Origin of the sequence: Anaerostipes caccae L1-92, assembly GCF_014467075.1 — a bacterium.
Classification (GTDB): domain Bacteria; phylum Bacillota; class Clostridia; order Lachnospirales; family Lachnospiraceae; genus Anaerostipes; species Anaerostipes caccae.
The window spans coordinates 1,648,482-1,662,065 of record NZ_AP023027.1; the positions used below are offsets into that span (position 1 = coordinate 1,648,482).

At 45.5% G+C, this 13,584-nt stretch carries 14 protein-coding genes; all 14 read left to right on the forward strand.

What is annotated here, in order from left to right; genetic code table 11:
• Positions 1 to 135: 135 nt before the first annotated feature.
• The 14 genes from rsxC to tsf all read left to right on the forward strand — a co-directional run bounded on the left by rsxC (position 136) and on the right by tsf (position 13,419).
• The gene (gene rsxC, locus ANCC_RS08090; RefSeq protein ID WP_006567157.1) at positions 136 to 1,452 is read left to right on the forward strand and encodes an electron transport complex subunit RsxC; all 1,317 of its coding nucleotides are present in this window, start codon (positions 136 to 138) and stop codon (positions 1,450 to 1,452) included.
• 13 nt (positions 1,453 to 1,465) lie between these two features.
• Positions 1,466 to 2,416 (forward strand): RnfABCDGE type electron transport complex subunit D, encoded by a 951-nt coding sequence (locus tag ANCC_RS08095; RefSeq protein ID WP_039946618.1) that lies wholly within the window; start codon positions 1,466 to 1,468, stop codon positions 2,414 to 2,416.
• The gene (locus tag ANCC_RS08100) at positions 2,409 to 3,020 is read left to right on the forward strand and encodes an RnfABCDGE type electron transport complex subunit G (protein WP_006567155.1); all 612 of its coding nucleotides are present in this window, start codon (positions 2,409 to 2,411) and stop codon (positions 3,018 to 3,020) included. Before ANCC_RS08095 ends, ANCC_RS08100 begins: the two co-directional genes overlap by 8 nt.
• Position 3,021: 1 nt before the next feature.
• Complete coding sequence (rsxE, locus tag ANCC_RS08105) at positions 3,022 to 3,723, forward strand: electron transport complex subunit RsxE (RefSeq protein ID WP_006567154.1); 702 nt, start codon at positions 3,022 to 3,024, stop codon at positions 3,721 to 3,723.
• 12 nt (positions 3,724 to 3,735) lie between these two features.
• Positions 3,736 to 4,311 (forward strand): electron transport complex subunit RsxA, encoded by a 576-nt coding sequence (gene rsxA / locus ANCC_RS08110; protein WP_006567153.1) that lies wholly within the window; start codon positions 3,736 to 3,738, stop codon positions 4,309 to 4,311.
• Between the two features lie 13 nt (positions 4,312 to 4,324).
• Complete coding sequence (locus ANCC_RS08115; protein WP_006567152.1) at positions 4,325 to 5,119, forward strand: RnfABCDGE type electron transport complex subunit B; 795 nt, start codon at positions 4,325 to 4,327, stop codon at positions 5,117 to 5,119.
• A gap of 117 nt (positions 5,120 to 5,236) precedes the next feature.
• Positions 5,237 to 5,482 carry a YlmC/YmxH family sporulation protein gene (locus ANCC_RS08120; protein WP_006567151.1) on the forward strand — a complete coding sequence of 82 codons (246 nt, stop codon included), beginning with the start codon at positions 5,237 to 5,239 and terminating at the stop codon, positions 5,480 to 5,482.
• Between the two features lie 106 nt (positions 5,483 to 5,588).
• Positions 5,589 to 6,038: a transcriptional regulator NrdR gene (gene nrdR / locus ANCC_RS08125; protein ID WP_024727737.1), complete on the forward strand. Its 450-nt coding sequence runs from the start codon at positions 5,589 to 5,591 to the stop codon at positions 6,036 to 6,038.
• Between the two features lie 75 nt (positions 6,039 to 6,113).
• On the forward strand, positions 6,114 to 7,631 hold the full coding sequence (locus ANCC_RS08130) for a YifB family Mg chelatase-like AAA ATPase (RefSeq protein ID WP_039946616.1): 1,518 nt from the start codon (positions 6,114 to 6,116) through the stop codon (positions 7,629 to 7,631).
• A complete protein-coding gene (gene dprA, locus ANCC_RS08135) occupies positions 7,624 to 8,703 on the forward strand; it encodes a DNA-processing protein DprA (protein ID WP_006567148.1) in 1,080 nt (359 codons plus the stop codon). The genes ANCC_RS08130 and dprA overlap by 8 nt, the downstream gene beginning before the upstream one ends.
• Positions 8,704 to 8,718: 15 nt before the next feature.
• Positions 8,719 to 10,812 (forward strand): type I DNA topoisomerase, encoded by a 2,094-nt coding sequence (topA, locus tag ANCC_RS08140; protein WP_006567147.1) that lies wholly within the window; start codon positions 8,719 to 8,721, stop codon positions 10,810 to 10,812.
• Between the two features lie 2 nt (positions 10,813 to 10,814).
• Positions 10,815 to 11,585, forward strand: a complete 771-nt coding sequence (gene codY, locus ANCC_RS08145) for a GTP-sensing pleiotropic transcriptional regulator CodY (protein WP_006567146.1) — start codon at positions 10,815 to 10,817, stop codon at positions 11,583 to 11,585.
• A gap of 151 nt (positions 11,586 to 11,736) precedes the next feature.
• Complete coding sequence (gene rpsB, locus ANCC_RS08150; protein ID WP_009289773.1) at positions 11,737 to 12,465, forward strand: 30S ribosomal protein S2; 729 nt, start codon at positions 11,737 to 11,739, stop codon at positions 12,463 to 12,465.
• 21 nt (positions 12,466 to 12,486) lie between these two features.
• Positions 12,487 to 13,419: a translation elongation factor Ts gene (tsf, locus tag ANCC_RS08155; protein ID WP_006567144.1), complete on the forward strand. Its 933-nt coding sequence runs from the start codon at positions 12,487 to 12,489 to the stop codon at positions 13,417 to 13,419.
• The last annotated feature ends 165 nt before the right edge of the window (positions 13,420 to 13,584 follow it).

Consider the following 13,584-nt stretch of genomic DNA (forward strand, 5'->3'; position numbering starts at 1 on the left):
AAAAGATTTTAGTGAGATGTATGTTATTTTGTGGGATTTCGTTTGTGAAAAAAATGTCGAAAGTTGATTTTGCATGCTAAACAATTTATCATTAAAGATATGGAAATTTAAGAAAAGAGAAAGGAAGGCTTAAAAATGGCATTGTTTACATTTAGCGGCGGAGTTCATCCGGATGACGGGAAAGAATACGCAAAAAATTCCCCGATCACCGAATATCTGCCGAAAGGAGATGTTGTTTTACCTGTGGGCCAGCACATCGGGGCACCTGCGAAACCGATCGTACAAAAAGGTGATCAGGTACTGGCGGGACAGAAGGTTGCAGAGGCAGGCGGTTTTGTGTCAGCCAATATTTACAGCTCTGTTTCGGGTACGGTGAAAGCGATTGAGCCGAGAGTGACTCCCGCCGGAGCAAAAGTAAATGCGATTGTAATAGAAAACGACGGAGAATTCAAAGAAGCGGAGTTTCAGGCAAAGCCGTATCAGGATATGACCAGAGACGAGGTTCTCGCTGCGATCAAAGACGCAGGAATCGTCGGACTCGGAGGGGCAGGTTTCCCTACTCATGTGAAGCTGGCTCCGAAAGATCCGGGTGCCATCGAGTACATCATTGTCAATGGTGCGGAGTGTGAGCCTTACATAACCGGAGATTACAGGATCATGATGGAGACTCCGGAAGTCCTCGTGGAAGGGCTGAACATTGTTCTGGACTTATTCCCGAAAGCAAAAGGGATCATCGCAGTGGAAGATAATAAAAAAGATGCCATTGCAAAAGTCAGCGATTGTGTCAAAGGGGATGCTAGGATTTCGGTTGCGGAGCTGAAGACAAAATATCCGCAGGGAGCAGAGCGTTCCCTGATCTATGCGACAACGGGAAGAGCCATCAATTCCAGCATGCTTCCGGCAGATGCAGGATGTATTGTGGACAACGTGGCAACAATTGTTGCTGTGAAGGACGCAGTAAAAGAAGGGAAACCTTTATTTCAGCGTGTTGTGACAGTGACAGGAGACGCCATAGAAAGTCCGAAGAATCTTTTAGTGCGCACCGGAACGAATGTCAGCGAGCTGATCGAAGCAGCCGGCGGATTTAAGGGGCAGCCTGAAAAGGTGATCTCCGGAGGTCCGATGATGGGAATGGCTATGTTTACTACTGATGTTCCGGCAGTCAAAACATTTTCTTCTCTGCTGGCATTTACAAAGGACCCGGTGTCTGCCGTAGAGCCGAGCAACTGTATCAACTGCGGGCGCTGTGTCAGCGTCTGTCCTCAGAAGTTAATGCCGGCAAGACTGTCCGTACTGGCAGATAACAATAACTTTGAAGCATTTGAAGCTCTCCATGGCGATGAGTGTGTGGAATGCGGATGCTGTTCTTTTATCTGTCCGGCGAAGAGAAACCTGGCACAGTCAATGAAGACAGGACGCAAACAGGTCTTGGCAAATCGTAGAAAGAAGTAAAGGAGAGGTACATATGAACGAAACATTATATCGTGTTTCAGCAAACCCGCACGTAAGGGACAAAAGCTCAACACAAAGCATTATGCTGGATGTAATCCTTGCATTACTCCCGGCCACAGTTTTTGGTATCTATATCTTCGGTGCATCTGCGGCTGTGACCATTGCGGTCTCCATTGTCACCTGTGTGGCTGCTGAGTATATATATCAGAAGTTAATGAAACAAAAAGTATCGGTAAGCGATCTGAGCGCGGCTGTGACCGGACTCCTGCTTGCACTGAACCTGCCGGCAGGTGTTCCTTTCTGGATGCCGGTGCTGGGCGGCCTGTTTGCCATCATTGTCGTAAAACAGGTTTTCGGCGGCCTGGGACAGAATTTTATGAACCCGGCATTGGGAGCCCGCTGCTTTCTGATGATCTCTTTCGCGGCAAGAATGACAACATTTACATATGACGGTGTCACCACTGCGACTCCTCTTGCACTGCTGAAGGCGGGAAAGAGTGTAGACCTGGGAAGTGTCTTTACAGGATTCATCCCCGGAACGATCGGAGAGACATCCGCCGTCCTTCTCCTCCTGGGAGGAGCCTACCTGGTATTAAAGAAAGTGATCTCACCGCTGATCCCATGCATCTATGTGGCGACGGTGGCTGTCTTCGTACTGCTTTTTGGAGGACATGGCTTCGATCTCACTTACATGGCGTCTGAGATTTTTTCCGGCGGTTTGATGCTCGGTGCGATCTTCATGGCAACGGACTATGTAACTTCACCGATCACTTCCAGAGGAAAGATCATCTTCGGCGTCCTCTGCGGACTGCTGACCGGTATTTTCCGACTGTTCGGACCGATGGCAGAGGGAGTTTCTTACTCTATTATCATTGCGAACCTGGTTGTTCCTCTGATTGAAAAGATTACGGTTCCGACTCCGTTTGGAATTGTGAAGGCAAAAGGAGGCAAAGACAATGAATAAAAGTTTAGTAAATGACTGTATTAAATTATTTATCATCACTCTGGCTGCCGGACTGATCCTTGGATTCGTTTACAACGTGACCAAAGATCCGATTGCAAAGCAGGAAGAAAAGACAAAACAGGAAGCATACAAGGCTGTGTTCAAAGACGCAGACCGTTTTGAGGCAGTGAAACTTGATAAAAAAGAGATAAACAAAGCTTTAAAGGCAAAGAATCTGGGCCAGAATACGGTCAGTGAGATTGCCAAAGCAGTAGATAAGGACGGAAAAGGTCTTGGATATGTATTCTCCGTGACAAACCCTGACGGATACGGCGGAGATATCACTCTCTCTGTCGGCGTCAAAAATGACGGTACGGTCAACGGATATGAGACTCTGACGATCAATGAGACTGCGGGCCTTGGTATGAAGGCAAAAGAAGAGGAGTTCAAGAGCAACTTTAACAATAAAAAAGCAAAGCAGTTTGAAGTCGTAAAAGACGGTTCCGGCAAGAGTGACGACGCAAAGGTCGATGCCATCAGCGGCGCTACGATCACCAGCCGTGCGGTGACAAGCGGAGTCAACAGCTGTGTTGCTTTAATGGATACATTGAAAGGAGGTAATTGAGATGAAAAGTAATCCGATAGAACGTTTGATCAACGGTATTGTCAAAGAAAATCCTACTTTCGTCTTAATGCTCGGTATGTGTCCTACCCTCGCGGTAACCACATCCGCCATCAACGGGGCAGGAATGGGACTTTCCACTACGGCCGTTTTAATGTTTTCCAATCTGATCATTGGACTCATGAGAAATATTATACCTGACAGAGTCCGTATTCCGGGCTATATTGTCATTATTGCATCTCTCGTAACTGTAGTGCAGTTCCTTTTGCAGGGATATGTGCCGTCACTGAATGCAAGCCTTGGAATCTACATTCCTTTGATCGTAGTAAACTGTATTATCCTGGGACGCGCAGAATCCTTTGCATCTAAGAACGGGGCAGTGCTCTCTTTCTTCGACGGTGTCGGAATGGGCCTTGGATTTACTGTTGCACTGACTGTGATCGGAGCCTTCCGTGAACTCCTCGGTGCAGGTACGATCTTTGGCGCAAAGATCATGCCGGCTGCTTATGAGCCGATCACGATCTTTATCCTGGCTCCCGGAGCATTCTTTGTCCTGGCCTGCCTTGTTGCAGTTCAGAATAAGGTAAGAAACAAGAAACCGAAAAAAGCAGGAGAGTCTCAGGCTTCCGGATGCGGCGACTGTGCAAGCTGCGGAAACGGTGCCTGCGGAAGCCGGTTTTTTGATAACAGTGTGGACGACAAATAGGGGGGATGAACAATGTCAAATTTATTATTAGTCGCAATCGGTGCGGCATTAGTTAATAACGTAGTATTGAGCCAGTTCTTAGGCCTTTGTCCTTTCCTTGGTGTATCCAAGAAGGTAGAGACCGCCGGCGGAATGGGCGCTGCGGTTATTTTCGTCATCACGATCGCCTCAGCGGTTACCTATTTCGTTTATGCTGGCATACTCGTGCCGTTTCATCTGGAATATCTTCAGACGATCGCATTTATTCTTGTCATTGCGGCATTGGTGCAGTTCGTGGAAATGTTTTTAAAGAAATCTATGCCGGCTCTCTATGAGTCTTTAGGCGTATATCTTCCGCTGATCACTACCAACTGTGCGGTGCTCGGTGTTGCATTGAATAACGTTCAGTATGATTACAACTTTATTACCAGTGTAGTCAACGGATTTGGAGTGGCTGTCGGATTTACCATCGCCATCGTGATCCTGGCCGGTATCCGCGAGAAACTAGAATACAACAACATCCCGGAATCTTTCAAAGGAATGCCGATCACTCTTGTCACGGCAGGTCTGATGGCTATCGCTTTCTTTGGATTCTCAGGAATCATATAGGGAGGTAGCATAAATGGATATTACAGCAATTATTCTCGCGGCCGTCGTGGTCGGAGGAATTGGTTTGGTCATTGCTATTCTTTTAGGAATCGCTTCTGAGAAGTTTAAGGTTCCGGTCAATGAAAAAGAAGTAGCAGTCCGAGCAGAACTTCCCGGCAATAACTGCGGAGGATGCGGATACGCCGGATGTGACGGGCTTGCAAAAGCGATCGCAAACGGAGAAGCTGCGGTCAATGCCTGTCCGGTAGGCGGGCCTTCAGCGGCAGAAAAAATCGGTGCCATCATGGGTGTGGAAGCCGGTGATTTCGTAAAACAGGTGGCATTCGTAAAGTGTGCGGGAACTTGTGAGAAAGCATCAAATAAATACGAATATACAGGACAGATGAGCTGTGTGGAAGCGATGAATGTGCCCGGAGAAGGGCCGAAGGCCTGCTCTTTCGGATGTATGGGATTCGGAAGCTGCGCTCAGGTCTGCCCTGAGAATGCAATTTCCATCGTCAACGGGATTGCCTATGTTGACAAAGAAGCGTGCATCGGCTGCGGAAAATGTACCGATATCTGCCCGAAGGGACTCATTGAACTGGTTCCTTATGACAAGAAGCATTTAGTACAGTGTAATTCTAAAGACAAGGGAAAAGACGTCATGTCTGTGTGCAAAGCCGGATGCATCGGCTGCGGACTTTGTGCGAAGGAATGTAAGCTTGGAGCGATTACGGTAGAAAATAATATTGCTCATATTGATTATGAGAAATGTGTCAACTGCGGACTCTGTGCCAAAAAGTGTCCGAAAAAAATCATTACGGTATAATAAAGTGAATGATAAAAAGATCATTAGGCTGTATCTGACTGGAGGATACAGCCTTTTTGTCACACTTTATTTCCTGGTGCATACACTATTATAACTATTTTTCTGGGGTGGCGTTTCATGAAGTTTTTAGAGTTAAGGGAAAAGGATGTGATCAACTGCCGGACCGGAGATAAACTGGGATGTGTCATCGATCTGGAGTTTGACCCGGCGTCAGGTCAGATTTTATGCCTGATCGTTCCAAAAGCGACAAAGATCCTGTGCTTTACAAAAGGTGAGTTTTATTATATTCCATATAAGAAGATCATTCGAATCGGCTGTGACACTGTATTGGTGGATATTAATGAAAAAGAATGTTTGAAGTGATCTGGAAAAAATGATATACTTCCTTTAACGAATGGAAAATCTTGAGGCAGACGTGATCTGCCTCTCAAAAGAGTACAAAGAAAAGCATAGCCCGGGAGGTAGAAAAATGAGGTGCCCTTATTGCGGAAGTGAAAATTCCAGAGTCATTGATTCCAGACATTCGGAAGACAATAACTCCATAAGGAGAAGAAGACAGTGTGACGACTGCAGCAAGCGTTTCACGACCTATGAAAAGATCGAGACAGAACCGCTGTCTGTGATCAAAAAGGACAAGACCAGACAGATGTATGACCGCTCCAAGATCAAGGCGGGTATCGTACAGTCCTGCCACAAACTGCCTATATCCATGGGACAGATCGATCAGATCGTAGATGAGATCGAGACAAAGATCTATAATCTCGGACAGCGCGAGGTGGAGAGTTCCCTGATCGGAGAAATCGTCATGGACAAGCTGAAGGAACTGAATGAGGTGGCATATGTAAGATTTGCCGCTATATACAGAGAGTTCAAAGATGTGAACACCTTTATGAGTGAACTAAAAAAATTGCTGAAATAGTTGTAAAAATTTAGAAAATATGATAAGATACAGTATATTGTTAGCTGAGAGGCTTCCGGGAAAGAAGGAGGCTTTATGTTTTGTTCGATGCTAAGCGGCATTGTCTCAGGCGCCGCAGGCTGTATCATTCAGGTCGAAGCGGAATTAAGAAGCGGTCTCCCATACTTTACTATGGTAGGCCGCCTTTCTAATGAAGCAAAAGAATCCAGGCACAGAGTGGAATCCGCGCTGCGGGCTCTGGGCTGTCCGCTCCCTCCGATGAAAGTTACCGTTAATCTATCTCCTGCCGATATCAGAAAGACAGGAACTGCATTTGATCTTCCCATCGCAGCGGCCGTTATGGCCGGTCTCAACTATATTCCATTTACTAAAGAACCGCCTATCTGCCTCCTGGGAGAGCTGGGACTGGATGGCAGTGTCCATGGGATCAGACAGTGCCTGCCCATCATCATGGAAGGAAAAAAGCAGGGCATCCGGCGGTTTATGGTTCCCTATGATGATATGGAATCTCTTGTATATATGAAAGATGTGGAATTGGTTCCGGTAAAACATCTCTCCGATGCTGTGGACTATTTCAGAAACGGGTGTGTGCTTCCATACCATTTTCAGAAAAAAAGGATAATTCTAAACAGCCAGTGTCTTGATTTTTCGGAAATAAAAGGGCAGGCTTTCTTAAAAAGAGCTCTGGAGATCGCCGTGACCGGGAGACATCACATTCTTCTGATCGGAGCTCCGGGATGCGGCAAAACTATGGTCCTGGAACGGATTCCTTCTATTATGAATAGTTTATCTGAGGACGAATACCTGGAGGTGCAGGCTCTCTATCAGGCGGCAGGAATCCACAGGGATGCAGGGGATTTTTGCCCGCCTTTCCGAAAACCCCATTCTTCCATATCCAGAGGAGCGCTGATCGGTGGGGGAGCGGTTCCAAAAGTCGGAGAGATCACACTTGCCCACAAAGGTGTGCTGTTTTTGGATGAACTGGCACAGTTTGACGCCAAATGTATTGAAGCACTGAGACAGCCGCTGGAAGATAAGCAGATTATTTTAAACAGGCTTGGGAGAGACTATACCATGCCTGCGGACTTTTTACTTGCAGCGGCCATGAACCCGTGTCCATGCGGCAACAGCTTCACTCCGGAGGCATGCCGGTGCAGCGCGGGTCAAAAGCGGTCCTATTATCACAGACTTTCCGGTCCCGTACTGGACCGTTTTGACCTGATCCTTACAGTTGGACAGGAGGCAAAGAAAATGGACGCTGAGACGGAAACTTCGGCTGTTATCCGCAGCAGGGTCATAGAGCATATCAGGGAGGAACAGAGAGAACTCTCGGATACTCCGTATTCTTATTTTAGTCAGATACAGGCAGAGGATATAGAAAAAATTTGTCCCCTGAATAAAGAAAGCCAAAAAATTTTGAAAGAAGAACAAAAGAAACATCATATTTCAATGCGGGGTATTCATAAGATTGTGAGGACAGCAAAAACGATTGCCGGAATGGAACAGCAAAGCGGGATAGGAGAGGGACATCTTATAGAGGCACTGTCTCTGCGCAATATGGAGTTTTTATCGGAGGCTGTGGGGTATGAATGAAAAGCTTTCGTGGTTTTGGTTTACGTCGCTTCTTGAGATAAACCGGAAGACGCAGGGTAAGATTCTTTCTGCCGTTCTTCACCCGGAAGAACTCAGGAAACTTAATGAAGAGACTGCAAAATCATTTCTTAATAAAAGACAGTACCGGCTTTTTCTTGAGACAAGAGATGAATCTTATATCTGTAAGAAGTACGAGGAGTTAAAAAAGCAGAAAACAGACTATATTATATGGAAAGAACCCGATTATCCGCAGCGGCTTAAACAGATCTATGACTATCCGTTCGGGATTTTTAGAAAAGGCAGGCCGAGAGAATCAAGGCTGGTCATCGCAATGGTAGGGGCCAGATCCTGTACTTTATATGGAAGAGAGATGGCAGGATATTTTGCGAAGGAGCTGTCCGGGAGAGGTGTTCTGATCGTCAGCGGCATGGCCAGGGGAATCGACGGAGCTTCTCACAGGGGAGCCCTGGATGCAGGCGCGCCGACGGCAGGTGTTTTGGGATGCGGGATTGACCGGATCTATCCGAAAGTTCATCAAAAACTCTTCGCCGATGTGGAGAAACAGGGGGTGATCTATTCTGAGTATGGTCCCGGTGTAGAGCCGTTTTCTTTTCTCTTTCCGCAGAGGAACAGGATCATCAGCGGACTTTCCGACGGAATCTTTGTAGTAGAGGCCAGAGAGAAAAGCGGATCTCTGATCACAGCGGACTGCGGATTGGAACAAAATAAAGAAATTTTTGCACTTCCGGGCAATGTGACGAGTGATGTATCAAGGGGCTGCCACCGCCTGATCCAGCAAGGCGCCAAGCTGGTTTCCGGTCCCGAAGATATCTTAAATGAATTTCCAAAATTCAGAGTATTTTCACATAATGTCTGTCAATTTGATAAAAATTCACTTGCTAGAGGTGAAAAAATGGTGTATGATGTTTTGAGTTTGGAACCCAAATGCCTGGAACAGATAGCTTCGGAGGCAAGACTGCCGGTCACAGAGACTGTGACATCCTTATACTATTTAAAGAGGCAGGGGTTGGCAGAGGAAATACTGAAAAATTATTACATAATAAAAATATAATTAAGAGGTGCAAAAATGCCAAAATACTTAGTAATTGTAGAATCACCAGCGAAAGCAAAGACGATCAATAAATTTTTAGGGAAAAATTATACAGTCATTGCATCCAACGGTCATGTGAGGGATCTCCCCAAGAGTACGATGGGAATCGACCTGGAACATAATTTTGAACCAAAATATATTACGATCCGGGGCAAGGGAGAAGTATTGGCGGCACTGAGAAAAGAAGTGAAGAAGGCCGATAAAGTTTATCTCGCGACTGACCCTGACCGGGAGGGGGAAGCAATTTCATGGCATCTTTATTATGCGCTGAAGCTGGAGAATAAAAAATGCAGCCGTATCACGTTCAATGAGATCACCAAGAATGCAGTCAAGGAATCCTTAAAGCATGCGAGAGAGATCGACATGGACCTGGTGGATGCCCAGCAGGCGAGGCGTGTCCTGGACCGGATTGTGGGGTATAAGATCAGTCCTCTTTTATGGGCAAAGATCAAGAGGGGATTGAGCGCAGGACGGGTACAGTCTGTGGCTCTTCGCCTGATCTGTGACCGGGAAGAAGAGATCAGCGCTTTCATACCGGAAGAATACTGGTCACTGGATGCTTTCCTGAATGTGAAAGGGAGCAAAAAGCCTCTGGAGGCCAAGTTTGCCGGTGACAAAGACGGGAAAATCGAGATTAAGAATGAAGAACAGCTGAACAAGATCCTTGCGGAATTGGAAGGAGCCGAGTTTCATGTTGACAGCGTAAAGACAGGGGAGCGTATCAAGAAAGCACCGCTTCCGTTTACGACCAGCACGATGCAGCAGGATGCATCCAGCAAACTGAATTTTCCGACAGCAAAGACCATGAGGATTGCCCAGCAGCTGTATGAAGGTGTGGACATTAAAGGGAAAGGCACCGTGGGATTGATTACTTATCTTCGTACAGACTCCACAAGGATTTCGGAAGAGGCAGATAAAAATGCCAGAGAGTTTATCTCCGAAACTTATGGAAGTGATTTTGTCGGAAACGGACAAGTTTCAAAAAAGGACGGCAAAAATGTACAGGATGCCCATGAAGCGATTCGTCCAACTTACATCGAAAATACTCCGGCGAGCCTGAAAGAACAGCTTTCCAGAGACCAGTTCAGGCTTTATCAGCTGATCTGGAACCGGTTTATGGCGAGCCGCATGAGTGCAGCCAAGTATGAGACCACATCCGTAAAGATCGATGCCAACGGATACCGTTTCAATGCCTCCGCATCCAAGATCGTTTTTGACGGATTTTTGACTGTGTACAACATCGACAATGAAAAATCAAAAGGAAATGTCATACTGAAAAGTATTGATACTTCCACGGAACTGAAGTTAAAAGAGTTTGACCATAAACAACATTTTACACAGCCGCCGGCCCACTACACGGAAGCAACCCTTGTCCGCACCCTGGAAGAACAGGGGATCGGACGGCCGAGTACGTATGCTCCTACCATATCGACGATCATTGCCAGAAGGTATGTGGTTAAGGAAAAGAAGAATCTGTATATGACGGAGCTTGGAGAAGCGGTCAATACTATGATGAAAAAGGCATTCCCGTCTATTGTGGATGTGCATTTTACCGCCACGATGGAGGCACTTTTAGATATGGTGGAGGAAGGCAAGGTCCACTGGAAATCAGTGGTGGAAAACTTCTATCCGGATCTGAAAGAAGCCGTGGAGGCCGCAGAAAAAGAGCTGGAGCAGGTGACCATCGAGGATGAAGTGACCGACGTAGTCTGTGACCAGTGCGGACGCAACATGGTTGTGAAATACGGGCCGTATGGGAAATTCCTGGCCTGTCCGGGATTCCCTGACTGCCGAAACACAAAGCCTCATTTTGAAAAGATCGGAGTTCCATGTCCGCTGTGCGGAAAGGAAGTCGTCCTGAAAAAAACCAAGAAGGGCCGGAAATACTACGGATGTGAGGATAACCCGGAATGCGAATTTATGTCATGGCAGAAGCCTTCTACCGTCAAGTGTGAGCGCTGCGGAAAGTATATGGTGGAAAAAGGAAAGAAACTGGTTTGTTCAGACGAACACTGCGGATATGTATGTGATCTGCCGAAAGAGGAAGAAGTTACGAAAAATAAGGAGTAGCTATGAGTGTACAATTATTAGATAAAACCAGGAAGATAAATAAATTACTGCATAACAACAATTCACAAAAAGTCGTTTTCAATGACATCTGTCAGGTTCTGATGGAGGTTATGGATTCCAATGTGATCGTTATCAGCAAAAAGGGAAAGATCTTAGGAATTCAAAATTCAGAGAACATAGATCCTATCGAAGAGATGATCAGCGGCAAAATCGGGGATTATATTGATACGGATTTAAATGAGCGTCTGCTGACGATATTATCCACGAAGGAGAATGTAAACCTCCAGACACTCGGTTTTGAAAGCGACATTCACCGCTACTGCGGCATTATCTCCCCGATCGATATTGCAGGAGAGAGATTTGGCACGCTGTTTATGTACCGGATGGAAGATGACTATACGATCGACGATATTATATTGGCTGAATACGGAACAACAGTCGTTGGTTTGGAGATGATGCGTTCTGTCAGTGAAGAGATGGAGAGTGAACGCAGAAAGCAGAATATTATTGAATCTGCCTTCAGAACTCTCTCCTTTACGGAACTGGAAGCGGTTCATCACATTTTTGATGAACTGAACGGCAGCGAGGGCATTTTGGTTGCCAGCAAGATTGCCGACCGTTTCGGCATTACCCGATCAGTCATCGTCAATGCACTGAGAAAGCTGGAGAGTGCAGGAGTCATCGAGTCCCGGTCTTCCGGTATGAAAGGGACCTATATCAAAGTTGTAAATGACCTGATTTTTGACGAATTAAACCGTGCCGGGCGTATCTAGGCTTAAATTGCGAAGTTTTTCTTGCATTATACAAAATAGATGTGCTATACTGTCAAAGGTAAAAATAAACACGCCGTTGGAATTCCGGTAGGTGCCGAAAGGTTTGCCGGGATAATGACAATGGTGGAAGCATAACCAAAGGAGATTTTTTATGAGCGTTATTTCAATGAAACAGTTATTAGAAGCAGGTGTTCATTTCGGACATCAGACAAGAAGATGGAATCCTAAAATGGCTCCGTACATTTACACAGAGCGTAATGGAATCCACATCATCGACCTTCAGAAATCCGTAGGCATGGTAGACGATGCATACAACGCAGTAAAAGAGTGTGTTGCAGAAGGCGGAAAGATTTTATTCGTGGGAACAAAGAAACAGGCTCAGGATTCTATCAAGACTGAAGCAGAGCGCTGCGGAATGTTCTATGTAAACCAGAGATGGTTAGGCGGAATGCTTACAAACTTCAAGACCATCAGAAGCCGTATCGACCGTTTAAAGAAGATCAAAAAGATGGAAGAAGACGGAACATTTGAAGTTCTTCCGAAGAAAGAAGTATTAGAACTTAGAAAAGAAATGGACAAATTACAGAAGAACTTAGGCGGAATCGAAGAGATGAACGAAATTCCGGATATGATCTTCATTGTAGATCCTAAAAAAGAAAATATCTGTGTTCAGGAAGCACATACATTGGGAATTCCTCTGGTAGGTATCGCTGATACAAACAGTGACCCGGAAGATTTAGAATATATCATCCCAGGAAATGATGATGCAATCCGTGCAGTCAAATTGATCACATCTGCAATGGCTGATGCTGTTGTTGAAGCAAACCAGGGAATGGATGCTGCTGATGTGGAAGCAGAAGAGGAAGCTGCAGAAGAATAAGATTTATTTGGAGGAAAAATCATGGCTATTACAGCAGGAATGGTAAAAGAATTAAGAGAAAAAACCGGTGCGGGAATGATGGACTGTAAAAAGGCATTAAACGCTACCGATGGAAATATGGAAGCAGCTGTTGAGCACTTAAGAGAGCAGGGACTTGCAAAGGCTGAGAAGAAAGCCGGACGTATTGCTGCAGAGGGATTAGTAGCTACAAAACTTTCTGATGACGGAAAGAAAGCTGCTATCGTGGAAGTAAACTCTGAGACTGACTTCGTTGCTAAGAACGAACAGTTCCAGACTTATGTTGCAGAGGTTGCCGATCAGGCCCTCACAACAGGCGCGGCAGACATCGAAGCTTTCCTGGCAGAAGAATCTAAAGCAGAAGCTGGAAAGACTGTAAAAGAAGTATTAGACGGAAAAATTGCCATCATCGGTGAGAACTTAAATATCCGCAGATTTGCACAGATGGAATCAGCAGACGGATTCGTTGCTTCTTATATCCACGCAGGCGGAAAGATCGGCGTACTAGTAGAAGTTGAGACAGATGTTGTCAATGACGATATCAAAGAAATGGGCAAAAACGTAGCTATGCAGGTAGCTGCTATCATGCCGAAATATACAAGCAGAGATGAAGTTTCCAAAGATTATATCGATCATGAAACAGAAATCTTAAAGGCTCAGGCTAAGAATGAAAATCCAGACAAGCCGGACAATATCATCGAGAAGATGATCATCGGACGTCTGAACAAAGAATTAAAAGAAGTTTGTCTTTTAGATCAGGCTTATGTAAAGGCTGAAGACGGAAAACAGTCTGTTGGAAAATATGTAGAAGAAGTAGCAAAAGCTAATTCTGCGAAGATTGCCATCAAAGGATTCATCCGTTTTGAGACAGGCGAAGGAATCGAAAAGAAAGAAGAAAACTTTGCTGAGGAAGTGGCAAAGCAGATGGGAAACTAATCCCAGAGTGATTGAATTACCATTATCAGTGTAGACTGGACAAAAGGGTCGTTGTATAACAACGATCCTTTTTTGTTAATCGAGGAATTAAGCTCAAGAGCATTTGAGTTAGTATACATAATCATACAATATACTATATGTTTTACTATTGAATAAATATATGCA

What these genes read in the sequence shown, in the direction of transcription:
- rsxC (WP_006567157.1), top strand. Translation starts at nt 136, where the DNA reads ATGGCATTGTTTACATTTAGCGGCGGAGTTCATCCGGATGACGGGAAA.
- ANCC_RS08095 (WP_039946618.1), top strand. Translation starts at nt 1,466, where the DNA reads ATGAACGAAACATTATATCGTGTTTCAGCAAACCCGCACGTAAGGGAC.
- ANCC_RS08100 (WP_006567155.1), top strand. Translation starts at nt 2,409, where the DNA reads ATGAATAAAAGTTTAGTAAATGACTGTATTAAATTATTTATCATCACT.
- rsxE (WP_006567154.1), top strand. Translation starts at nt 3,022, where the DNA reads ATGAAAAGTAATCCGATAGAACGTTTGATCAACGGTATTGTCAAAGAA.
- rsxA (WP_006567153.1), top strand. Translation starts at nt 3,736, where the DNA reads ATGTCAAATTTATTATTAGTCGCAATCGGTGCGGCATTAGTTAATAAC.
- ANCC_RS08115 (WP_006567152.1), top strand. Translation starts at nt 4,325, where the DNA reads ATGGATATTACAGCAATTATTCTCGCGGCCGTCGTGGTCGGAGGAATT.
- ANCC_RS08120 (WP_006567151.1), top strand. Translation starts at nt 5,237, where the DNA reads ATGAAGTTTTTAGAGTTAAGGGAAAAGGATGTGATCAACTGCCGGACC.
- nrdR (WP_024727737.1), top strand. Translation starts at nt 5,589, where the DNA reads ATGAGGTGCCCTTATTGCGGAAGTGAAAATTCCAGAGTCATTGATTCC.
- ANCC_RS08130 (WP_039946616.1), top strand. Translation starts at nt 6,114, where the DNA reads ATGTTTTGTTCGATGCTAAGCGGCATTGTCTCAGGCGCCGCAGGCTGT.
- dprA (WP_006567148.1), top strand. Translation starts at nt 7,624, where the DNA reads ATGAATGAAAAGCTTTCGTGGTTTTGGTTTACGTCGCTTCTTGAGATA.
- topA (WP_006567147.1), top strand. Translation starts at nt 8,719, where the DNA reads ATGCCAAAATACTTAGTAATTGTAGAATCACCAGCGAAAGCAAAGACG.
- codY (WP_006567146.1), top strand. Translation starts at nt 10,815, where the DNA reads ATGAGTGTACAATTATTAGATAAAACCAGGAAGATAAATAAATTACTG.
- rpsB (WP_009289773.1), top strand. Translation starts at nt 11,737, where the DNA reads ATGAGCGTTATTTCAATGAAACAGTTATTAGAAGCAGGTGTTCATTTC.
- tsf (WP_006567144.1), top strand. Translation starts at nt 12,487, where the DNA reads ATGGCTATTACAGCAGGAATGGTAAAAGAATTAAGAGAAAAAACCGGT.